Source organism: Pseudomonas triticifolii, assembly GCF_014358015.1.
Classification (GTDB): domain Bacteria; phylum Pseudomonadota; class Gammaproteobacteria; order Pseudomonadales; family Pseudomonadaceae; genus Aquipseudomonas; species Aquipseudomonas triticifolii.
Genome location: NZ_JACONV010000003.1, coordinates 159,157 through 181,863 on the forward strand (window position 1 = coordinate 159,157; position 22,707 = coordinate 181,863).

The 22,707-nt window shown below is 56.0% G+C and carries 22 protein-coding genes and 1 pseudogene; 14 read left to right on the top strand and 9 right to left on the bottom strand.

Annotated features, from left to right (window positions below; all coding sequences use genetic code 11):
* Nucleotides 1-146: 146 nt before the first annotated feature.
* Complete coding sequence (locus H8S56_RS08080) at nt 147-356, top strand: cold-shock protein (protein WP_002554837.1); 210 nt, start codon at nt 147-149, stop codon at nt 354-356.
* Nucleotides 357-489: 133 nt separating this feature from the next.
* Here H8S56_RS08080 and apbC read toward each other — a convergent pair whose 3' ends face one another.
* Nucleotides 490-1,584, bottom strand: coding sequence for an iron-sulfur cluster carrier protein ApbC (gene apbC / locus H8S56_RS08085; RefSeq protein ID WP_187518342.1), 1,095 nt, complete (start codon nt 1,582-1,584; stop codon nt 490-492).
* 175 nt (nt 1,585-1,759) lie between these two features.
* On the opposite strand from apbC, the gene metG reads away from it, so the two are divergent.
* The 4 genes from metG (at nt 1,760) to H8S56_RS08105 (ending at nt 5,980) form a co-directional block, all read left to right on the top strand.
* The gene (metG, locus tag H8S56_RS08090) at nt 1,760-3,802 is read left to right on the top strand and encodes a methionine--tRNA ligase (RefSeq protein WP_024686875.1); all 2,043 of its coding nucleotides are present in this window, start codon (nt 1,760-1,762) and stop codon (nt 3,800-3,802) included.
* A gap of 117 nt (nt 3,803-3,919) precedes the next feature.
* Nucleotides 3,920-4,942: an electron transport complex subunit RsxB gene (rsxB, locus tag H8S56_RS08095; RefSeq protein ID WP_187518343.1), complete on the top strand. Its 1,023-nt coding sequence runs from the start codon at nt 3,920-3,922 to the stop codon at nt 4,940-4,942.
* A gap of 110 nt (nt 4,943-5,052) precedes the next feature.
* Entirely contained in the window at nt 5,053-5,691 is a 639-nt protein-coding gene (gene nth / locus H8S56_RS08100; protein ID WP_024686873.1) for an endonuclease III, read from the top strand.
* A gap of 106 nt (nt 5,692-5,797) precedes the next feature.
* The gene (locus H8S56_RS08105; protein ID WP_024686872.1) at nt 5,798-5,980 is read left to right on the top strand and encodes a PA3496 family putative envelope integrity protein; all 183 of its coding nucleotides are present in this window, start codon (nt 5,798-5,800) and stop codon (nt 5,978-5,980) included.
* Between the two features lie 129 nt (nt 5,981-6,109).
* On the opposite strand, the gene H8S56_RS08110 is transcribed toward H8S56_RS08105, so the two are convergent.
* Nucleotides 6,110-6,736 carry a response regulator transcription factor gene (locus tag H8S56_RS08110; RefSeq protein WP_002554843.1) on the bottom strand — a complete coding sequence of 209 codons (627 nt, stop codon included), beginning with the start codon at nt 6,734-6,736 and terminating at the stop codon, nt 6,110-6,112.
* A gap of 1,264 nt (nt 6,737-8,000) precedes the next feature.
* Between H8S56_RS08110 and H8S56_RS08115 the strand changes: the two genes are divergently transcribed.
* From H8S56_RS08115 to H8S56_RS08125, 3 genes are all read left to right on the top strand, one after another.
* Complete coding sequence (locus H8S56_RS08115) at nt 8,001-8,537, top strand: hypothetical protein (protein WP_187518344.1); 537 nt, start codon at nt 8,001-8,003, stop codon at nt 8,535-8,537.
* 196 nt (nt 8,538-8,733) lie between these two features.
* Nucleotides 8,734-9,111: a hypothetical protein gene (locus H8S56_RS08120; protein ID WP_050586064.1), complete on the top strand. Its 378-nt coding sequence runs from the start codon at nt 8,734-8,736 to the stop codon at nt 9,109-9,111.
* Nucleotides 9,112-9,149: 38 nt separating this feature from the next.
* Nucleotides 9,150-9,434: a hypothetical protein gene (locus H8S56_RS08125; RefSeq protein ID WP_073170132.1), complete on the top strand. Its 285-nt coding sequence runs from the start codon at nt 9,150-9,152 to the stop codon at nt 9,432-9,434.
* A gap of 74 nt (nt 9,435-9,508) precedes the next feature.
* Here H8S56_RS08125 and H8S56_RS08130 read toward each other — a convergent pair whose 3' ends face one another.
* Together H8S56_RS08130 and H8S56_RS08135 are read right to left on the bottom strand one after the other, a co-directional pair.
* Nucleotides 9,509-10,726 carry an argininosuccinate synthase gene (locus H8S56_RS08130; RefSeq protein ID WP_004881872.1) on the bottom strand — a complete coding sequence of 406 codons (1,218 nt, stop codon included), beginning with the start codon at nt 10,724-10,726 and terminating at the stop codon, nt 9,509-9,511.
* A 132-nt stretch (nt 10,727-10,858) separates the two neighbouring features.
* Nucleotides 10,859-11,761, bottom strand: a complete 903-nt coding sequence (locus H8S56_RS08135; RefSeq protein ID WP_024686867.1) for an OmpA family protein — start codon at nt 11,759-11,761, stop codon at nt 10,859-10,861.
* Between the two features lie 146 nt (nt 11,762-11,907).
* Between H8S56_RS08135 and pyrC the strand changes: the two genes are divergently transcribed.
* The 4 genes from pyrC (at nt 11,908) to bfr (ending at nt 14,713) form a co-directional block, all read left to right on the top strand.
* A complete protein-coding gene (pyrC, locus tag H8S56_RS08140) occupies nt 11,908-12,951 on the top strand; it encodes a dihydroorotase (RefSeq protein WP_187518345.1) in 1,044 nt (347 codons plus the stop codon).
* Nucleotides 12,948-13,625, top strand: coding sequence for a ribonuclease T (rnt, locus tag H8S56_RS08145; protein WP_024686865.1), 678 nt, complete (start codon nt 12,948-12,950; stop codon nt 13,623-13,625). Before pyrC ends, rnt begins: the two co-directional genes overlap by 4 nt.
* 197 nt (nt 13,626-13,822) lie before the next feature.
* On the top strand, nt 13,823-14,041 hold the full coding sequence (locus tag H8S56_RS08150) for a bacterioferritin-associated ferredoxin (RefSeq protein ID WP_004881868.1): 219 nt from the start codon (nt 13,823-13,825) through the stop codon (nt 14,039-14,041).
* Between the two features lie 201 nt (nt 14,042-14,242).
* Nucleotides 14,243-14,713: a bacterioferritin gene (gene bfr / locus H8S56_RS08155; RefSeq protein ID WP_024686864.1), complete on the top strand. Its 471-nt coding sequence runs from the start codon at nt 14,243-14,245 to the stop codon at nt 14,711-14,713.
* Nucleotides 14,714-14,828: 115 nt separating this feature from the next.
* Here the strand turns inward: bfr and grxD are convergent, their stop codons facing one another.
* The 5 genes and pseudogenes from grxD to H8S56_RS25100 form a co-directional block, all read right to left on the bottom strand.
* Nucleotides 14,829-15,155 (bottom strand): Grx4 family monothiol glutaredoxin, encoded by a 327-nt coding sequence (gene grxD, locus H8S56_RS08160; protein WP_024686863.1) that lies wholly within the window; start codon nt 15,153-15,155, stop codon nt 14,829-14,831.
* Between the two features lie 88 nt (nt 15,156-15,243).
* Entirely contained in the window at nt 15,244-17,352 is a 2,109-nt protein-coding gene (locus tag H8S56_RS08165) for a molybdopterin oxidoreductase family protein (RefSeq protein ID WP_187518346.1), read from the bottom strand.
* Between the two features lie 131 nt (nt 17,353-17,483).
* Nucleotides 17,484-17,777 (bottom strand): hypothetical protein, encoded by a 294-nt coding sequence (locus H8S56_RS08170; protein ID WP_024686861.1) that lies wholly within the window; start codon nt 17,775-17,777, stop codon nt 17,484-17,486.
* Between the two features lie 393 nt (nt 17,778-18,170).
* Nucleotides 18,171-19,052 carry a methyl-accepting chemotaxis protein gene (locus H8S56_RS25095; protein ID WP_456239164.1) on the bottom strand — a complete coding sequence of 294 codons (882 nt, stop codon included), beginning with the start codon at nt 19,050-19,052 and terminating at the stop codon, nt 18,171-18,173.
* Nucleotides 19,029-19,853: pseudogene (locus H8S56_RS25100) on the bottom strand (MCP four helix bundle domain-containing protein); the annotation flags it as partial. The pseudogene H8S56_RS25100 and the gene H8S56_RS25095, both read right to left, overlap by 24 nt.
* An 854-nt stretch (nt 19,854-20,707) precedes the next feature.
* On the opposite strand from H8S56_RS25100, the gene argF reads away from it, so the two are divergent.
* Entirely contained in the window at nt 20,708-21,628 is a 921-nt protein-coding gene (argF, locus tag H8S56_RS08180; protein ID WP_187518348.1) for an ornithine carbamoyltransferase, read from the top strand.
* Nucleotides 21,625-22,701, top strand: a complete 1,077-nt coding sequence (locus tag H8S56_RS08185; protein ID WP_187518349.1) for an ABC transporter ATP-binding protein — start codon at nt 21,625-21,627, stop codon at nt 22,699-22,701. Before argF ends, H8S56_RS08185 begins: the two co-directional genes overlap by 4 nt.
* Nucleotides 22,702-22,707 lie beyond the last annotated feature (6 nt).

Here is a 22,707-nt window from a genome sequence, read left to right on the forward strand (position 1 = left end):
GTCACTGTGTTGCTTGTGTCACTGAGAATCTCTACACGATGTTGAATTTCGATCCAACCATCTCCATGAATTTTCCAGCTCTTTGCACTCAGTCTCGGCCAGGGCTCTTCCTACGCCGCAGTTAACTTTGTCCAAGGAGATATACTATGTCCAATCGCCAAACTGGTACCGTTAAGTGGTTCAACGATGAAAAAGGCTTCGGCTTCATCACTCCACAATCCGGTGACGACCTGTTCGTACACTTCAAAGCTATCCAATCCGACGGCTTCAAAAGCCTGAAAGAAGGCCAACAGGTTTCTTTCATCGCTACCCGCGGTCAGAAAGGCATGCAAGCTGAAGAAGTTCAAGTTATCTAACTTGTACTGATTCGCTTAAAAACCCCGCCCTCAAAAGCGGGGTTTTTTATTGCCTGCGATTTAAGCCCAACCGTAATCCCGGCTTGAAGCGGGCCAAACAAGGCCGACCCGCTCTCAACAAACGACCTACCGATCAGTCATCGCTGACAGAGATCGTCGGCATGGCCGGACTGGCCGCCTCCTGCAAGACGATCCGCGCGCCGACATGGCGAGCCAACTCCTGATACACCATCGCAATCTGACTGTCCGGCTCGGCAATCGCTGTGGGCTTGCCGCCATCAGCCTGCTCGCGAATCAGCATCGACAGCGGCAATGAGGCCAACAACTCGACGTCGTATTGCGAAGCCAGCTTCTCGCCACCGCCCTCACCGAACAGATGCTCGGCATGCCCGCAGTTCGAGCAGATGTGTACCGCCATGTTTTCAACGACGCCCAGCACCGGGATATTGACCTTGCGGAACATCTCGACGCCCTTGCGCGCATCCAGCAACGCCAGATCCTGCGGTGTGGTGACGATGACAGCACCGGCCACCGGGACTTTCTGTGCCAACGTCAGCTGGATGTCCCCGGTGCCTGGCGGCATGTCGATGATCAGGTAATCCAGATCATTCCATGCGGTCTGCGTGACCAGTTGCAACAACGCCCCCGACACCATCGGTCCACGCCAGACCATTGGTGTATTGTCATCAGTCAGAAACGCCATCGACATCACTTCGATGCCATGCGCCTCAATCGGCACAAACCATTTCTGATCCCTGATCCTTGGCCTTGTACCTTCGGGGATGCCAAACATCACGCCCTGGCTGGGCCCGTAGATATCGGCATCGAGAATCCCTACCCGCGCACCTTCGCGAGACAGCGCCAGCGCCAGATTGGCCGCCGTGGTGGATTTGCCAACGCCGCCTTTGCCAGAAGCCACGGCCACGATATTTTTCACATTGGCCAGGCCGGGGATCTGGCCCTGAGCCTTGTGTGCATTGATGACGGTACTGATTTCGACTTTGGCAGCGGATACACCTTCAATATTCTCGATGGCCGTCTTGAGGACGTGCGCCCAGCCGTTCTTGAACAAGTCGGCGGCATAGCCCAGTTCGAGTCGCAAGGTGACCTGCGACCCCTCGATCTCGATGGCCCGTACACAGCCAGCGCTGAGCGGGTCCTGATTCAGATAGGGGTCGGTGTACTGGCGAAGAATCGTCTCCACCGCCGCGCGATTGACAGCGCTCATGGGCTCGCTCCGAAAAAAGACTGAGTAAAACAGGCGGCTATCCTACCTGTTCTGCCGGACGCCGACATGGTTTCACTCCACATCCAGGAGCATGCCCACAACCGCACGAGGTGAAAAAAATCGCTCAGACCTTTATAGTGGCCGACCTCCGTTTCAGTTCAAGTAGCCGAGCCCCATGTCCGAGCCACGCAAGATTCTCGTTACCAGCGCCCTGCCCTATGCCAATGGTTCCATCCACCTTGGTCACATGCTCGAGTACATTCAGACCGACATGTGGGTGCGTTTCCAGAAGCATCGCGGCAATCAATGCACCTATGTCTGTGCAGACGACGCCCATGGCTCGGCAATCATGCTGCGTGCCGAAAAGGAAGGGATTACCCCTGAACAACTGATCGCCAACGTCAAGGCCGAACACAGCGCCGACTTTGCTGATTTCCTGGTGGATTTCGACAATTTCCACTCGACGCACTCGGATGAAAACCGCGAGTTGTCGAGCATGATCTATACCCGTCTGCGCGATGCAGGCCACATCGCCACGCGCTCGATCACCCAGTATTTCGACCCGGAAAAGAAAATGTTCCTGGCCGACCGCTTCATCAAGGGCACGTGTCCGAAATGCGGTACCGAGGATCAGTACGGCGACAACTGCGAAAAATGTGGCGCGACCTACGCCCCCACGGATCTGAAAGACCCTAAGTCGGCGATTTCCGGTGCGACACCCGTTCTCAAAGACTCCAAACACTTTTTCTTCGACCTGCCGGCGTTCGACGCCATGCTAAAGCACTGGACGCGCAGCGGAACCCTGCAGGACGCCGTCGCCAACAAGATTGCCGAATGGCTGGACAGCGGCCTGCAACAGTGGGACATCTCCCGCGATGCGCCGTATTTCGGTTTCGAGATCCCGGACGAGCCAGGCAAGTATTTCTACGTATGGCTCGATGCGCCTATCGGTTATATGGCCAGCTTCAAGAACCTGTGCGCACGCCGCCCTGAGCTCGACTTCGACGCTTACTGGGGCAAGGACGCGACCACCGAGCTGTATCACTTCATCGGCAAGGACATCGTGAACTTCCACGCCCTCTTCTGGCCAGCCATGCTGGAAGGGGCTGGCCTGCGCAAGCCAACTGCGATCAATGTTCACGGCTACCTGACCGTCAACGGCCAGAAGATGTCCAAATCCCGTGGCACGTTCATCAAGGCGCGCACCTACCTTGAACACCTGTCGCCCGAATACCTGCGCTATTACTACGCCTCGAAACTGGGCCGTGGCGTGGATGACCTGGACCTCAACCTCGAAGACTTCATCCAGAAGGTCAATTCCGACCTGATCGGCAAGGTGGTGAACATCGCCAGCCGCTGTGCAGGCTTCATCCATAAAGGCAATGCCGGGGTCATGGTGTCTGCCAACCCTGCGCCGGAGCTGACTGACGCATTCCTGGCCGCTGCGCCAGGCATTGCCGAGGCCTATGAAGCCCGCGATTTCGCCCGCGCCATGCGCGAAACCATGGCCCTGGCCGACCGCGCCAACGCCTATATCGCTGAAAAGGCTCCTTGGGCGCTGGCCAAGCAGGAAGGCAAGCAGGATGAAGTCCAGGCTGTGTGCGCCCTTGGTATCAACCTGTTCCGCCAGTTAGTGATTTTCCTCAAGCCGGTATTGCCGAAACTGGCTGCCGACGCCGAGGCGTTCCTCAACGTCGCACCTTTGACTTGGGATGACCACAAGACACTGCTGGTCAACCACACGCTCAATCCGTTCTCGGCACTGATGACGCGGATTGATCCGGTCAAGGTTGAAGCCATGACCGCCGCATCCAGGGAAGATCTGGCAGCAAGCGCCACCGACACCGCGCCTCAAGGCAACGGCGAGCTGGTCAAGGATCCTCTTTCAGCAGAAATCGACTTCGACGCGTTCGCAGCAGTCGACCTGCGCGTTGCCCTGATCCTCAAGGCCGAGCATGTGGAGGGAGCAGACAAGCTGCTGCGCCTGACACTGGATATCGGCGACGAGCAGCGTAATGTGTTTTCGGGTATCAAGAGCGCTTACCCGAACCCGAGCGAGCTGGAAGGTCGCCTAACCATGATGATTGCCAACCTCAAGCCTCGCAAAATGCGCTTCGGCATCTCGGAAGGCATGGTGATGGCGGCAGGTCCTGGCGGTGAAGAAATCTACCTGTTGAGCCCGGACAGCGGCGCCAAGCCGGGCCAACGCATCAAGTAAGCGACAGAAAAGCCCGGTATCCGCCGATAGACGGCGGGTGCCGGGCTTTTGCATATCCGCAACAATGCCCCTCTCTGAACCCTACTGGCTAACGCCTGTTCGCTACCCGGCAAGCGCATGAACCTGATCCAGCACATTGACGCTCTCCTTCCGCAGACACAATGCGGCAAGTGCGGGCACCCCGGTTGCAAGCCTTATGCGCAAGGCATTGCCGATGGCGAGGCAATCAACAAATGTCCGCCCGGAGGTGACGAAACCATTGCCGGGCTGGCAAAACTGCTGGCCCTTCCGGTTCTGCCTCTGGATACGGAGCGCGGATCGGCACCGGCTCAGGTCGCCTTCATTCGAGAGGCTGAGTGCATCGGCTGCACCAAATGCATTCAAGCCTGCCCTGTCGACGCGATTGTCGGCGCCGCCAAGTTGATGCACACGGTGATCATCGACGAATGCACAGGCTGCGATTTGTGTGTTGCACCGTGCCCTGTGGACTGCATTGAAATGCATCCTCTGCCAGCCCTGGTATCGCCCGTGAACGCAGTTATCCCCTTGGTGGGTGACCTGGCACTGAGCGCACTGCAGCGGCAAGCCCGTCTCCACAAGCGCGACCACGCCCGCCGCCGCTTCGAATCGCGCAACAGACGCCTGCAGCGCGAACAGGACCAGCGTCAGGCCGAACGGATGGCCAGAGCGCAGAAAACGGCTCCAGGCCCGACTTCTCGGCAAGAGAACAGCAGCACTGAAGTGGCTGCCATTGATGAGCAGGCACTGAAAAAAGCCCGTATCACGGTCGCCATGAGTCGAGCGCAGTTGAACAAGTCGCTCAAGGCCTTCGGGCACCCGCCCATTGCCGAACAGGCCAGACGGCTGGTCGAGCTTCAACTCGAATACGAAGCCGCCGAGCAGGCTCTGGAACAGCTTCTTGGCGCTACACACGTTGTGGTGGCACCACCGACAGCCAAGAAGGATGACAGCGCAGTCAAGCGCGCCAGAATTCAGCAGGCCATGGCCCGTGCAGCCCTTGCGAAGGCGCAGACGGCGGCCGCTGCGCCAGAGCATCTGGACACGCTGAATCAGCAACTGCAGGATGCGCAGCAGAAACTCGACGCTGAAGAACGCGCGCTGTCGACATCGGCTGACTAACCGACCTGACCCACTGCCACCGGGCCATTTGGCAAACCGACGGTACAGTGGCAAATTACGATCCCAGCCACCATCTGGCAGTCTGACCCACCCAAGGAATCGCGTTTTTCATGAATGCTGCAAAACGTCTGGAAATTTTTCGCAGGCTTCACGAGGACAATCCCGATCCCAAGACCGAACTGGCGTACACCACCCCGTTCGAGCTGCTGATTTCGGTGATTCTTTCGGCGCAGGCCACCGACGTCAGCGTCAACAAGGCAACCGCTCGGCTGTATCCCGTCGCCAACACGCCCGAGACGATCTACGCGCTGGGCGTCGATGGCCTGTCCGAATACATCAAGACGATTGGCCTGTACAACAGCAAGGCCAAAAACGTCATTGAAACCTGCCGGTTGCTCATGGAGCAGCACAACAGTGAAGTGCCCGAAACCCGCGAAGCGCTGGAAGCACTGCCGGGCGTAGGACGCAAAACCGCCAACGTGGTACTCAACACGGCCTTTCGCCAGGTTGCCATGGCCGTTGATACGCACATTTTTCGGGTCAGCAACCGAACCGGCATCGCTCCTGGCAAAAACGTCGTGGAGGTCGAAAAGCAGCTGATGAAATTTGTACCCAGAAATTATCTGCTGGATGCACATCATTGGCTGATATTGCATGGCCGCTACGTATGCCAGGCACGCAAGCCCCGTTGCGGCAGTTGCCGAATCGAAGATTTGTGCGATTACAAACTAAAAACGTCCGACGATTGAGGCAGATAGATTATTGCCGGCCGATCGATTGAAAAAATCTTTTTTACCCGCTTCATGTTTGTCGATATAAGGTGCGCCAACAGAGCCGAAGCCTGGAGTCACCTTCATGAGTACTGGCAAAGAGCAATTAGACATCGATGACGATTTTGTCGCCGTCGAAGCGGACGATACCGAACAAGCCCCGAACGAACCGGCCAAGACCAATCTGAGCAAGCGGCGCACCATTGACAATCTGCTCGAGGAGCGACGCCTGCAAAAGCAACTGGCCGACTACGATTTCGACCTCTAGCCGTTTCGAGTACGGGATGGCCAGAGCATGCCAGCGTCATTGAAGCCTCTTTTGGCAAGGGGCTTCAATCGGGTTGACGTACTGCGCATTGAACGGCAAACAGCCACACGGCCCCTCATGGGCCTCACCTCACACCAGCCCGTTTCGTTGTGCCAGTTCGATGAGATCGACCAGTGAGTGCGCATTCAGCTTGAGTAACAAACGTGTCTTGTATGTGCTGACGGTCTTGTTGCTCAGAAACATGCCGTCTGCAATCTCCTTGTTGGTTTTACCCCTTGCGAGTTGTTGCAGAACCATCATCTCGCGCCCGGACAGCCGGTCGACCATATCTGATTCGCTTGCATTTCCCATACTGGAACGAACCGTATGCAGCGCCTGATTGGGGAAATAGCTGTAGCCCGACAACACGGCCTTTATCGCACTCAACAGCTCGGTGAGGTCCTGTTGCTTGCAGACATAGCCCGCCGCGCCCGCCTGCATGCAGCGCATCGAAAAATGGCCAGGAGCCTGGGACGTCAGGATCAGCACCTTGAACGGCAGGGTCATGGCCGACAGGCGCGCAATCACCTCCAGCCCGTCGAGCTTGGGAATACCGATATCCAGAATGACGATATCCGGCAGGTGTTCACGGGCAAGCTGCAGCGCATCCACTCCATTGTCAGTCTCCGCAATGACCTCGTAGCCATGACGCTCCATCAGCATGCGTACAGCGAGGCGAATGACGGGATGATCATCCACGATCAGCACTTTATTCATGGGCAGTCCAATTTTCGCTATTCGAGTTTTTAGAGTCAGCACAATAGCTTAGTCGTTTAGTGCTTTGCATGGCGCTTACCCCCGCGGACTAACAGCCAAAGACCATTCATACAACCACAGCAGAAAACTCCTACAAATCTCGCCGTGAGCGAACACTTTTTTTACAGTTTTCACGAAGCCTTCCTTTTGAGAATCCAATAATTTGTGACCACAGAGAACGCCGATATAGAGCATTGCCGTTAGAATCCATGAGTTTCTCCCGGGAGGTAAGGCAATATCCCTCACGGCGGGTCGAAGAATCTGATAGTAACCCGCAAGGTAGAGCCAGGTTCGTGACGCTCTACAACACAAGCTGCTTGCACACACTCACAGAACATAAAGCCGGGCTTGCGTTATGCCAATGCCGTCTAAAAACAGGTGAGTCCTGGTATCCACCGCCGCATTCAGTGTGCACTTCCAACGACCCAACGCCCACGCGCCTTGTCTGATAATCGCGTTTCTCGATTGAGCACTGGCGTCAACGCTCAGAAAACAGGCACGCTTTTTCAAGCGTCCATATCGGTCGGCTAACATGTAAATGGCCATCATTTATCATTGGATCCTGTTGAGAAATTACACGCATAAAGCAGCAGTTTTGTACAAATAAATGTTTAACGACTTTAGCTACAAAAATTACAGAAACTTCCTACATCCAATTGACCGTTCGAAAGACTCGACATCCTGTACTGACGACACTTTCCGGGCCCGAGATTCAATCAAATCAGCGACCGGCACAGGTATTTCTTACGGAAACCTTCATTGGCATCTTACGCCGACTGTCAAAAATAGCTCATCCGACAAGTAGCTAATACCATATCCAGCTATAAAGCCATAGCCAGTCGAGCAAAGAAGAAATGTACTACAAAACTTACAGACAACGTTATAGAGTACGTAAGACGACGTCAAAACCCGCAAATCAATTCATGTAACGCTCTACTTTTTTACTTGCAAATTTTATTACCAGTCGTTACTTTTTTAACAGCACATTCATTAATATTGATGCTTGCACTCACCTCACTACTATTAAAGTGTTGTGACACGCGTTGCCAGCCAGCAATATTATAAAAGCACCACTTATATAGACTCTTGTTATCGAGAGCAGAAAGGATTCTGGCGACATGAACATGGCTCATCACCTGCATCGGCCTGCGGGCAGTTACCTGTCAGCACTGGCACAACCGCAGATAGAGCCATGTGTATAACCATGTTCAAAAAGGAATGAACCATGAACATCAAGAAAGCTTGTAACCCCCCTGACGACCCCGCCAGACTTGATCTGATCAACGCCGTGGAGGCGTTCGTTGCACAGGGTGGGATCATCGCCGTCATTGATGACGATGAAAGAACAGAAACGTCAGGCCCTTTATTGAATCGTGAAACGACGCTTGATTCTAACGCCGAAAAACTCGCCAAACTCGAATTATTGAAAGACCTTGTGGCCAAGGGCGCTGGCGTTTCCACCCTTCAATATTCCCTGCGCATGAATAAGAAAGCCATCCGCCAGATGGCGGTTGAAAATGGCATAAAGCTTAACTTCAGTCGACCGATACGCTTAACCCAGAAGGAGAAACGATACGACACGACCGATATTGATGACGTCGTTGCTGGCCATGCGATGCACTATTCCAGCCTGGGCTATACAGCGCCCGAAATCGCCCAGGTACTGGGCTTGAGCCTTCGCGAGGTATGGAATATCGGCAAGGCCTATCGGTTCGAGTTCAACCAAAGACGTGGCCTGGTCAGCCACGACCCGGACCGTTAGCGCGGTACCGGCTGGAAGCCGATGGCTGCACCAGCGTCATTTAAACATGAGTGTTTACGCGAAGGCTGCAACGCAATAAAAAGTCCTGAAATATAACGTTAACGCACACCGCTCAAACATTGCCGTAAAACACACCCATGACACCGCGCTGATCATGCACTGCCTGCGCACTGCACGTCGCATTGAGGCAGGCGGCATGATCAGCGCCCTACTCGATAACGTTACATTCACAGAAGCACGTCAAGCTATGAAAAATCGTCTCCCTGTCATGAACCCGATCAGTATGATTGCGATATTCGCAAGTTTATCCGAGGCTTCAGCAACTGCCGTACTGCCACACCTGGACGAACACAATCAACAGATCTATATCTGGTTCCTGATCGCGTTCCCCTCCGCGTTGGTCCTGCTGTTCTTTCTGACGATAAACTTCAACCCCAAGGCGCTTTATATGCCGTCTCAACACGCTAACACTGCGCCTCTTCAGACGCCGCCAGACGGTTATACATGCAGTGAAATATATAAACACTCCCTGCGGTATGAAACAGCGTGCCGCACCGGAAAGCCTGACCCGTGACACACACTTTCTTTCAACCAACTTTCGGTGGACACACCATGTCGAAGTTAAGCGAGTATCGAGACCTTGAGAAAAAACTGAACGCTCTTATGGAGCGACTGGAATGCCTGAAAGGCAACAGCCAACTGTCGAAGGAGATGGAGTTTGAGAAGAGACTGTTTTCGCTGATGAATCGTTACAGCCTGAAAAAAGAAGACCTGTTGAGTTTTCTGAACTCACCTTTCGGACTCTTTGCAAATAACGTGAGCGAGCAGAAAACGGCTGACGGAGGACGCGAGGGAAAGGCACGTAAAGCAGGCAGGGGAAAAACGTTTAAAGCGTAACGGGTCAATCAACGAACCTGAATTTTGAATGCAGCCCGTTCAGGGCTGCATTTTCAAACGAACGAACCACTGGGTCAGAACAGCTTGCGACCCTTGTTCGCCGCGATGCGCATGCGCAAGGCATTGAGCTTGATGAAACCTGCTGCGTCAGCCTGATCGTAGGCACCCGCATCATCTTCGAACGTTGCAATGTTGGCATCGAACAACGAATCGTCAGACTTGCGGCCGGTCACGATCACGTTGCCCTTGTACAGTTTCAAGCGCACAACGCCATTCACGTGCGCCTGAGACGCATCGATCATCTGTTGCAGCATCAGACGCTCAGGGCTCCACCAGTAGCCGGTGTAGATCAGACTGGCGTACTTGGCCATCAGCTCATCCTTGAGGTGAGCGACTTCGCGATCCAAGGTGATCGATTCGATCGCACGGTGGGCGCGCAGCATGATGGTGCCACCCGGGGTCTCGTAGCAGCCGCGGGACTTCATGCCCACGTAACGGTTTTCTACGATGTCCAGACGACCGATGCCATTTTCGCCGCCGATGCGGTTCAGGGTGGCCAATACGGTCGCCGGAGTCATCTCAACACCGTCCAGCGCGACGATATCGCCGTTGCGATAGGTCAGCTCCAGGTAGGTCGCGACATTCGGCGCGTCTTCAGGAGACTTGGTCCAGCGCCACATGTCTTCTTCGTGTTCGGTCCAGGTGTCTTCCAGCACGCCGCCTTCATAGGAGATGTGCAGCAGGTTGGCGTCCATGGAGTAAGGCGATTTCTTCTTGCCATGGCGCTCGATTGGAATGCCATGCTTCTCGGCGTAGTCCATCAGCTTCTCACGCGACAGCAGATCCCATTCGCGCCACGGGGCGATGACTTTCACGCCTGGCTTGAGTGCGTAAGCGCCCAGTTCGAAACGCACCTGATCGTTGCCTTTGCCGGTTGCGCCATGGGAAATGGCGTCAGCGCCGGTTTCGTTGGCGATTTCGATCAGACGCTTGGCGATCAGAGGACGTGCGATGGAAGTACCCAGGAGGTACTCGCCTTCATAGACAGTGTTGGCACGGAACATCGGGAACACGAAGTCGCGAACGAACTCTTCGCGCAGGTCGTCGATGTAGATCTCCTTGACGCCCATGGCCTGAGCCTTGGCGCGCGCAGGCTCGACTTCTTCGCCCTGACCCAGGTCAGCGGTGAAAGTCACCACTTCGCAGTTGTACGTGTCCTGCAGCCACTTGAGGATTACCGAAGTATCCAGACCACCGGAATACGCGAGAACTACCTTGTTTACGTCCGCCATGCCATCACTCCACCGCGTTGTACGGAAAACCGAAGATTCTACCGTTCACAGCGGAAAATTTACAGGGGCGCGACAGCTTGTGACGACGAGGCGACAGGTTCTGTCAGCCTCGCGACAGATAAGAAGGGGTTATCAGGACATGTGCGCAGCGCTAGCCGAGGCCACTGGCACAGGGCGCTCTTCAGGCGCGACACGCTCTAGATGAACGTTGACTCGACGGTTGCGTGCGCGATTGGCGTTGTTGGTGTTGGGCGCCAACGGGTATCGCTCGCCATGGAAGCGCAAGGTGATCTGCTGCTCTGGAATGCCCTGGGCTTTCAGGTAATCCATGACTGCCAGGGCACGACGACGTGACAGGTCACGGTTGGTCAGGCGATTGCCGCTGTTGTCCGAGTGACCATCGAGTTCGATATGGTTGACCGTAGGGTCGGCCTTCAAATAAGCGACCATGTTGTCCAGACGTGCTTTGGCAGCAGCGTCCAGTTCGATGCCGCCGCCAGGGAAACCGACCTCGGCCTGTTTGACCTGATCGAAATTCATCGGCAGCAGTTTCGCGGTACAGGCCTGATATTCGGTAAATGCCTTGCTGAACTTGACAGGCAGGAGGCGCACCTCCATCTGCCCACCGTCGCGGGAATAATGACGGATCAGCGGGGTACGCCCTTCCATCAGGCCGTTGATCAGACGCCCGGCCTGAGCATAGGAGGTATTGAACGGTATTTCGCCGTTGCTGACGCGCACCGACCCCAGATTAATGTCGCCCCGCCCCGGCTGCCAGGGCGCCGCAGCCGCCAGCAAGGTCGCAGAACCGTTGCCCAGCATGTTGTAGGACGCCTTGAGCCGGAACGTGGCCTGCTCACCCGCACGGCGCACGAACTCACCCACACCGAAGTCGGTGATAGGCTGAGTCAGACGGCACTCGAACTGATCGCCCTCCACTTTCCATTCGATGCTCTCCAGACGCGTCTGGAAACTGATGGCCATCGCTGGAAGGCTGGCGAACACGCTGAGCAGGGCTAGATATCGCTGGCGCACGGGAGGCTCCACTTGAAATGATCGCGAAACAAAAAACGCTTTCTATGTCGAGCTATCGGTAACTTCCTACAAAACTTGATAGCGGGTGCCTGAGAGAGTCTTTTCCGGTAGCATTCCCTGCGAGTTTGACCCGCCTGGAATCCCCAATGTCTGACCGCCTGACCCTACTGCGTCCCGACGACTGGCACATCCATCTCCGTGACGGAGCTGTTTTGCCCCACACCGTCGCTGACGTAGCGCGCACCTTTGGCCGCGCAATCATCATGCCCAACCTTGTGCCGCCCGTTCGCAATGCACAGCAAGCCGATGCCTATCGTCAGCGCATTCTCGCTGCACGTCCGGCCGGCAGCCGCTTCGAGCCGTTGATGGTGCTGTACCTCACCGACCAGACGACGCCCGACGACGTTCGCACCGCCAAGGCCAGCGGCTTTGTCCACGCGGCCAAGTTGTATCCGGCTGGTGCCACGACAAACTCCGACTCGGGCGTGACCAGCATCGACAAGATTTTCCCTGCGCTTGAAGCCATGGCCGAAGTCGGCATGCTGCTGTTGGTGCACGGTGAAGTCACACGGGGCGAAATCGACGTATTCGATCGCGAGAAAGTGTTCATCGACGAACACCTGCGCCGCGTGGTCGAGCGGTTCCCGACGCTCAAAGTGGTGTTCGAACACATCACCTCCGGGGAGGCCGTGCAGTTCGTCAACGAAGCATCGGCCAATGTCGCGGCGACCATCACCGCACACCACCTGCTCTATAACCGCAACCACATGCTGGTCGGCGGTATTCGCCCGCACTTCTATTGCCTGCCGATTCTCAAGCGCAATACGCATCAGTCGTCCCTGCTTGATGCCGCAACCAGTGGCAATGGCAAGTTCTTTCTGGGCACCGATTCCGCTCCGCATGCGCAACACGCCAAGGAAGCAGCCTGCGGTTGCGCCGGCTGCTACACGGCTTACGCCGCTATCGAAATGTACGCAGAAGCTTTCGAGCAACGTAATGCCCTGGACAAGCTGGAGGGCTTTGCCAGTCTTCACGGTCCGGCGTTCTACGGCCTGCCTGCCAACCAGGACACCATCACGCTGGTGCGTGAAGAGTGGACCGCCCCTGCCAGCCTGCCGTTTGGCGAGTTGTCCGTAATACCGCTGCGCGCAGGTGAAAAACTGCGCTGGCGCCTGGAGGAAAACGCGTGAGTGAAGATCATTTCGACGACGAACTGGAAGGTCACGGTGGTGGCGTTGGATCGCGCCATCCAATGGCTGCCCGCTTTCGCGGTTACCTGCCGGTCGTCATCGATGTAGAAACCGGTGGCTTCAATTCAGCCACCGATGCACTGCTGGAAATTGCAGCTGTCACCATCGGCATGGACGAAAGAGGCTTCGTGTTCCCTGAGCACACGCATTTCTTCCGCGTCGAGCCGTTCGAAGGCGCGAACATCGAAGCCGCTGCGCTGGAGTTCACCGGCATCAAGCTCGATCACCCGCTACGCATGGCAGTGAGCGAAGAAACCGCGCTGACCGACATCTTCCGTGGCGTGCGCAAGGCCCTCAAGGCCAATGGCTGCAAGCGCGCGGTGCTGGTCGGTCACAATGCCAGCTTCGACCTTGGCTTTCTGAACGCTGCCGTCGCTCGACTGGACATGAAACGCAACCCGTTTCACCCGTTCTCAAGCTTCGACACCGCAACACTGGCGGGCCTGGCCTACGGTCAGACCGTACTGGCCAAGGCCTGTCAGGCCGCTGGTATCGATTTCGACGGCCGCGAAGCCCACTCGGCCCGCTACGACACGGAAAAGACGGCCGAATTGTTCTGCGGCATCGTCAATCGCTGGAAGGAAATGGGCGGCTGGGAAGACTTCGACGACTGAGTCGTGCCCTGCTGATGAACAGACCGGCCTTGTGCCGGTTTTTTCATGCTTGCCCGCCGATAAACCTGCTCAATTTTCCGCTCACGATGACCATTCATCGCCCTGGATGAATCTAACCCAAAACAGTTTTGACAAGCATTCTCATTACCATTAGTCTCCTCATCACCCAGCCATAAACCAGCGATGGTCCATAGCTTATGTATGTTTGTCTCTGCCAAGGTGTTACTGACGGTCAAATCCGGGAAGCGATTCTGGAAGGCTGTTGCAGTTATCGTGAAGTCCGCGAGACGCTGGGTGTTGCAAGCAAATGCGGTAAATGCGCCTGCCTGGCGAAGGAAGTGGTGCGCGATACCCTGACCGAGCTGCAAAGCAGCCACGCGGCGCTGGCCTATACGACAGAATTTACAGCGGCCTGAATGCCCTCATTTCGAAGAGCCGGACTTGATGTCCGGTTTTTTTATGCCTGTAATTCAAGCGCTTAGCCTCAAGATGCGGAACTCAAACATTCTTATTCCTATTTAATTTCACTTATTATTCAACAACTTAGGTTTGACAGACATTCAAGCGCGGCTCACACTCGCGGCTTATATACACAAGCCATTGGCAGGACCGAGAACATGAAAGGCGACATTACAGTCATCCAGCATCTCAACAAGATCCTCGGAAACGAGCTGGTCGCCATCAATCAGTATTTTCTGCATGCACGCATGTACGAAGACTGGGGCCTGAAAAAGCTGGGTGCGCACGAGTATCACGAGTCCATCGACGAGATGAAGCATGCTGACAAGATCATCAAGCGCATCCTGTTCCTTGAAGGCCTGCCTAATCTGCAGGACCTGGGCAAGATCCTGATCGGTGAGCACACCAAGGAAATGCTTGAGTGCGACCTGAAGATCGAGCAGAAAGGTCTGGCTGACTTGAAAGCAGCCATCGCCCACTTTGAGACCGTTGGCGACTTTGGCAGCCGTGAGCTGCTGGAAGATATCCTTGAGTCCGAAGAAGAGCACATCGACTGGCTGGAAACCCAGTTGGGTCTGATCGACAAAGTGGGTATCGAAAATTACCTGCAGTCGCAGATGGGCGACTGATACGTCGACCCGCTGATGTGAAAAAAGCCCGCCTCCATTGGAGAGCGGGCTTTTTCTTGTCTTTAAAACCGCTTGATGAATCGGCCTTTCACAACCGACCCATCAGCGTGCGGTTTTACTCGGCCTTGGCGGCCGATGCGTTCTTGACCAGCTCTTGCAGCGAGCCGTCGGCCATCATTTCGGTGATGATATCGCTGCCGCCGACCAGTTCACCGCCCACCCACAGCTGTGGGAAAGTCGGCCAGTTGGCGTACTTGGGCAGGTTGGCGCGGATTTCGGGGTTCTGCAGGATGTCGACGTACGCGAATTTTTCGCCACACGCCATCAATGCCTGGGAAGCCTTGGCCGAAAAGCCGCACTGTGGCGCGTTCGGAGCGCCTTTCATGTAAAGCAGAATGGTGTTGTTGGCAATCTGCTCTTTGATCGTTTCGATGATATCCATGAAGCACCTCGGCTGAATTTTCCGACTCAGTTGTCGGCACGGTGGCGCATTGTAACGGAATCCCGAGTCAGACGCTCTGCCTTGAAGCTCAACAACCGGCGACCTGCACCGGCACACCATTCAACACAGCGTTGCCGGAAAGCACATCGAGCAGCCGCTCATCGGTCAGGTCATTGGCACTGACGCCGGGCTGGTTGTACGCGATCTCCATTCGCACACCCTGACGAGCATGACCCCAGCCATGGGGCAAACTGACTACGCCAGGCATCATGTCCGAACTGCCCAGCACCTGAACCTCGATCACACCGACCCGCGAACTGACCTGCACCTGTTGCCCATCACTCAGGCCACGACTGCTCAAGTCGTCGGGATGCATCAACAGCTGATGCCGCGGCTTGCCTTTCACCAGCCGGTGATAATTGTGCATCCACGAGTTGTTGCTACGCACATGCCGGCGTCCGATCAATAGCAATTCACCGGCCGGCACAACGGGGGCATCCTTAAAGCGGGCAAGGTCGGCCATGATGACGTCGGGCGCGGCCTGAACGTGGCCGTTGGCGGTTTTCAAGCGCTCGCGCAGGTTGGGTTGCAGCGCACCAAGGTCGAGCCCATGGGGGTGCTCATCGAGCGTCGCCAGCGAGAGTTGATGTTCGGAAGCGTCGCCATAGCGCCCGCTGCGTAATCCGTAGTCGATCATCTGCGCAGGCGGCAGGGTCGGTTTAAGTTCTTTGCCGGTGCGGGCAGCGAAGGCCTTGGCCAGACCGACGAAGATTTCCCAATCGTGCAGCGCACCTTCGGGCTTATCAAAAATCGCGCGATTGAAGCGTGTGACATTGCGCACCGCAAGGGTATTGAACGTGGTGTCGTAATGATCATTTTCCAATGCGGATGTCGACGGCAAGATCAGGTCGGCATAGCGCGTGGTTTCGTTGATGTACAGGTCGATGCTGACCATGAATTCCAGGTCCTCAAGCGCCCTTTCCAGTTGACGCCCGTTGGGCGTCGACAACACCGGGTTGCCCGCGACCGTCACCAGCGCCCGTACGCGCCCCTCCCCCTCCACAAGCATCTCTTCGGCAAGCGCCGATACAGGCAGTTCACCGCCGTACTCGGGCAAACCTGACACCCTGCTCTGCCAGCGATTGAAATGCCCGCCAGATGTGGAGCCAACGATGTCCACGGCGGGCTGGGTACAGAGCACGCCACCCACACGATCCAGGTTGCCAGTGACCAGGTTGATGAGCTGCACCAGCCAATGGCACAACGTGCCGAACGCCTGAGTGGAAACGCCCATGCGCCCATAGCAGACGGCTGTGTCGGCTGCCGCGAAGTCCCGGGCCAGTTGACGGATCTGCTGCGCAGCGATGCCGCAGCGCGGGCTCATGGCCTCGGCACTGAGTTCGGCGATGGTTGCCCTTACCTGATCGAGTCCATCGACCGGCAAATGACTTTCGCGGGTTAATCCCTCTTCGAACAGGGTGTGAAGCAGTCCGAACAGCAACGCCGCATCACCGCCGGGACGCACGAACAGATGCTGATCGGCAATGGCTGCGGTCTCGCTGCGCCGAGGATCGACCACCACTACCTTGCCACCACGTCTCTGGATGGCTTTCAGGCGTTTTTCCACATCGGGAACGGTCATGATGCTGCCATTGGACGCCAGCGGGTTGCCGCCCAGGATCAGCATGAAGTCGGTGTGATCGATGTCCGGAATCGGCAAAAGCATGCCGTGGCCGTACATCAAAAAGCTGGTGAGGTGATGAGGCAACTGATCCACGGATGTCGCGGAAAAACGATTACGCGTCTTGAGCAGACCGAGAAAATAGTTGCTGTGGGTCATCAGCCCGTAGTTGTGAACACTGGGATTGCCTTGATAAACCGCCACCGCGTTTTGTCCGTCGCGTTGCTGAAGATCAGACAATCGCTCGGCCACCAAATCAAACGCATCCTGCCAGGCAATCGGTTGCCATTGATCGCCTGAACGCAGCATTGGCTGGCGCAGGCGATCCGGGTCGTTTTGTATGTCCTGAAGCGCAACGGCCTTCGGGCAGATATGGCCACGACTGAAGCTGTCGAGCGGATCGCCCTTGATCGAGGTGATGCGTCGCGTGGCGTCAGGGTCAGTGGCGGTTTCGATGGTCAGGCCACAAATGGCCTCACACAGATGACAGGCACGGTGGTGTTCGGTCCGGTTCATCGCTGCCTCATAGTGTTGTCATGGCAATCCATCGATTGCGGAACAGACACTATGGTGCTGGACGCGGGCCTGCGCCACTCGGGTTCGTCTTATGAATCAGGGTGCATCAGGCAGGCGGATGGACTCGATCGTTAGCCGCCGATAGGGGTAACAACTTTGCGCTGCAACTGGATTTCGGTCACGGTCTCGATTTGCTCCTGAGCCACGTGCACGCCAGTCAGATCGCCGATCAGGCGCCAGTGCTCGTCGAGCCCCGAGCTGATGGTGGCCATACGATCGATCATGCGACGACCTGCAGAACGCGTCACCTCGTCTTCACTGCGCAGCAGCTCGAAGGACATCGAGGTCATGGAAGCCGTCAGGTGGGTCAAGGTACGGGCGGTAAGCCCGAGCAGTTCCGTGAGTTGACGCTCTTTTGAGTCCATTCCCAATCTCCCCGATCAAATAGTGGTACGACAACGCTTTATAACCTACGCCCGAAATTAAGGAAATGGCTTGGGTTCAAACGGCGTGAAGCAGGTCGCATTTGCTTGAGGAACTGCTGCCGGATGGGTACTCATTACCCAGCCCGGTTTGGGCAGTTTACGAGCGCTGCCTTTTAAAAATGACGGGACGGCTATTAGCCTCTGGCTTTCGCCCTGACCGGGTTTTGGCAGACATATGCCAGGCATTCGATATAAGCCGGCGCCTACCGGCTACTGGTTCGCGGCTGCATCGAGATGATGCGCACGCTCCCAGGTGAAAACGTGCACAACTCGCATGACCGGCCTGCCCTTTATTGCGGATGCGCGGGGCCGAGGCGCTCCATCGAACTCCAATTACATTCGGAACTGCCCGACCAGTCGATTTAGCTCTACAGCCAGCTTGGTCAATTCAGCGGTTGCTATGGCTGTTTGACTCGATCCGTCAGAAGCTTGATTAGACAGGTCCCGAATGCTCACCAAGCTGCGATCGACTTCCCTGGCAACCTGCGCCTGCTCTTCAGATGCGGTGGCGATCAGCACATTTCGTTCTGTGATGTTGTCGATGGACTCGGTAATTTCAACTAACGCAGACCCAGCACCCTGAGCAGTATCGAGCGTTTTCTGAGCTTGAGCGTTCGTGTGACTCATTGCGGAGACAGCAGCGCCAGTGCCCTTCTGTATCGAGCTGATCATCTGCTCAATCTCGCTGGTTGACTGCTGGGTACGATGGGCCAACGCTCTCACCTCATCCGCCACTACCGCGAATCCACGGCCAGCCTCACCTGCTCGAGCAGCTTCAATTGCAGCATTGAGCGCCAGGAGATTGGTCTGTTCCGCGATTGCGCGAATCACGTCCAGAACCTTACTGATATCAGTGGCCATGACGGCAAGCCCTTGCACTTCCTGAGTAGCGTCTTCGACGCTACCCACCATCAGACTGATAGCCTCGACGGTTTGATCCACACGCGCACGTCCAGACACCGCTGCGGAATTCGAACGATTAGCAGCCTCGGATGCTGCCGAAGCATTCTTGGCGACTTCCTCTACGGCGGCGCTCATTTCGTTAACAGCGGTGGCGGCCATCTCGACTTCGTTGTTCTGCCGCTGCATGCCTCTATTTGCGTCCTCGGTGACAGCGTGCATTTCTTCCGCCGTTGAAGCCAACTGACTGGAAGAGTCAGAGATCGAGGAGAGCGTTGTACGTAACCCGCCCTGCATGGCTTTCAAGGACATCATAAGCCGGGCGACTTCATCGTGACCTTGAGGCTCAATGACTTCGGTCAAATCGTTTTTGGCAATGCGCTCAGCGATGATCAAAGACTGTCTGACAGGGTACGTGATGCTACGGGTATACATCAGCGCAAGAATGATGGCTGCCAGTGTGCTCGCGGCGATGAAACCTCCAACAATCAGCTTCGTTTCCTCAAACAGGTGAGTCGCGCCTTCACCGGCATTTTTCGCCTTGGAGTTGTTCAACTCAATAAGATTTTTTATAACATTTTCTACAGCATCCGCAGACTGTTTCATCGCGCCACTGGATAACTTAACAGCCTCGTCAATATTGGATCCCGCAATCAGGCTCGCATACTGACCCTGGACAATCTGATATTCAGAAAAGACTTTGGACAGCTCGGCAAAAGCTTGCTTACCCTTTGGCGTCACGATCAGTGGCTGCAGTTTCGAAATTGAATCCTGTACCGCCCGCTCGGATTGTTTTACGTCCTCCAGCGCCTCAGCTTTGCGGTCAGCAGGTTCAATGGGGTTGCGCAGTCTGGCGTTGCTGCCCCTGATACTCACGAATTCACGGTCCATGACTCCCAAGAGCGAGATGCTGGGTACTACGTTGGTTTCAACAAATTTTTCGGCCTCATTCAAGCTTGAGGCTTGCCTTAGCGCAATAAGTCCTAACGCGAGAATCATCAAACAGAACAACCCAAAGCAGACAGCGGACCGAGGAGCAAGATTAAGTTTGCGCAGTATCATGTCGAGAACTCCAGGTAATGTCCTCCCTGTGTCGCCCAAGCAGACTGCCATCATTAATACCGTTCGTCGGCCGCCGGAGATAAAGCCCGTAAAGATAGGGTTTAGGCGGCAAATGCTGTTGTAACCGTATATTTCATATATTCAAGAAAGCCCAAATTCCACGGTGTACTTCAAGTGCCGCATGGCGATACCTATTAAAGTCTCCACTATCGTTAACAATAGAAACTATTATAAGACCCTCCCGAATCGGTTACGAATGACTGCATTCGCGACCAGCGTATCGACACCATCACGTCCACAGACATCCGAAAAGCGATGACGAGAGCAAGGCTTGCGAAACGCCAGGTCGATGCGTTTGAAAGATCGGAAGCAGAAGCAATTATCAATAACCTCTAGAAAATCCGACTGACCTGACGCACAACTGTGAGGCCTGCTTCGAATTCGCATTTTTACAGGTATGAGGCCACGCGAGATGAGGGCGTTGCACGCCATCAAGGTCGCAAGGTCAATGCCAATTGAAGGGGCCAGACTTTTTTGCTCCGGCACACGTAGCACCAAGACTGCCGTCACACCGACACAGTTGTGTGCCTCGTGGCCAGCATTCATTGCAAACCAGCTCGGGCACAGTGTACAAATGCTGCTCTCGACCTACGCCAAGCGGATCCACTCAAGGCCCGATTGGCCGGGGTTGAGCACGCTGTACGATCACAGGTTGGTCCAAGCTTGTTGCGAAACGTTGCAAATCCCTTATAAATCAAAGCAGCCATTGGTAAGACGCGACATTTTTTTATACTATCGCGCCTTCCTTATTCGTCGCCTTGTGCGACTTTCTCCGCTGATCTCGCCCGTTTTCCCGATAAAACCCGGCTTTGACATGTTGCGGTCTGTTGCAAAAAAGGTAGTTAATCATGAACGCCAGGCACTTTCTCTCGATGATGGATTACACCCCAGACGAACTCCTGGGCTTGATCCGTCGTGGCGTAGAGCTTAAAGACCTGCGAAATCGCGGCGTGCTTTTTGAACCGTTGAAGAATCGGGTGCTGGGGATGATTTTCGAAAAATCCTCGACACGTACCCGTCTTTCCTTTGAAGCCGGAATGATCCAGTTGGGTGGTCAGGCCATCTTTCTGTCCCATCGCGACACGCAATTGGGGCGCGGCGAGCCGATTGCCGACAGCGCAAAGGTCATGTCACGCATGCTTGATGCCGTGATGATCCGCACCTACGCCCACAGCAACCTGGTCGAGTTCGCCGCCAACTCTCGGGTGCCGGTGATCAACGGCCTGTCCGATGATCTGCACCCATGCCAGTTGCTGGCCGACATGCAGACCTTTCTCGAACATCGCGGCTCAATCAAGGGCAAGACTGTGGCGTGGATCGGTGACGGCAACAACATGTGCAACAGCTATATAGAAGCGGCGATCAAGTTCGACTTCAACTTGCGTGTGGCCTGCCCGCTGGGCTACGAGCCCAACCCTGAATTCATGGCCCAGGCCGGAAACCGCGTGACCATCGTTCGCGACCCGAAAGCGGCGGTCGAAGGCGCCCATCTGGTTAGCACCGATGTCTGGACCTCGATGGGGCAGGAAGAAGAAACGGCCAAACGCATGGCGTTGTTCGCGCCGTTTCAGGTCACTCGCGCGCTGCTCGACCTTGCCGACAAGGACGTGCTGTTCATGCACTGCCTGCCCGCCCACCGTGGTGAAGAGATCAGTGTCGATCTGCTCGACGACCCGCGCTCGGTGGCCTGGGATCAGGCAGAAAACCGTCTGCATGCCCAGAAGGCGCTCCTGGAGTTTCTCGTCGCGCCAGCCTGCCAGCCCGCATGAGTCAGTCGTTGCTGCTGAACCTGCGTAATCTGGCCTGCGGCTATCAGGACCAGCGTGTGGTGCAGGATCTCAACCTGCACCTCAACGCCGGCGATATAGGCTGCCTGCTGGGGTCGTCAGGCTGCGGCAAGACCACGACGCTGCGCGCCATCGCCGGTTTCGAGCCTGTCCATGCGGGCGAAATCACCCTGGCAGGAGAAGTGATTTCTCGTCCGGGCTGGACGCTGGCACCAGAGAAACGTCGGATCGGCATGGTGTTTCAGGATTACGCGCTGTTTCCCCACCTGAGCGTTGTTGAAAACGTCGCGTTCGGGATTCGCAAGCACCCGCGCCTTGAACAGGTGACGGGCGAGCTGCTGGAACTGGTCAACCTGGCCGGTCTGGGCAAGCGCTATCCGCACGAACTCTCCGGGGGACAACAGCAACGCGTAGCGCTCGCTCGTGCCCTGGCACCAGAACCTCAACTGCTGTTGCTGGATGAGCCGTTTTCCAATCTGGACGGCGAACTGCGCAGGCGCCTGAGCCATGAAGTGCGCGATATCCTCAAGGCCCGTGGTACCAGTGCAATTCTGGTAACCCATGATCAGGAAGAGGCATTCGCGGTCAGTGACCATGTCGGGGTTTTCAAGGAAGGCAGGCTGGAACAGTGGGACACGCCCTACAACCTGTACCACGAACCGCAAACGCCGTATGTCGCCAGCTTCATTGGTCAGGGCTATTTCATCCGCGGGCAGATGATCGACCATGAGTCTGTCCACACCGAACTGGGTGTACTGCGCGGTAACCGCGCGTATCCGGGCGTGAGCGGCAGCGCAGTGGATGTGTTGCTGCGACCGGACGACATTATCCATGCGCCGCACAGCGCACTGAAAGCGAGAGTCATCGGCCGCACTTTCCAGGGCGCTTCAACGCTGTATCGCCTGCAGTTACCGACCGGCAGTCAGCTTGAAGCGATTTTCCCCAGCCACGCCGATCACATGACGGGCGAAGAAGTGGGCATTCAGGTCGCCGCTGACCATCTGGTTCTGTTCGCCGCGCCAGGCAGTGTGGCCACGCATTCGGTCAGCGTCTGAGCCGTC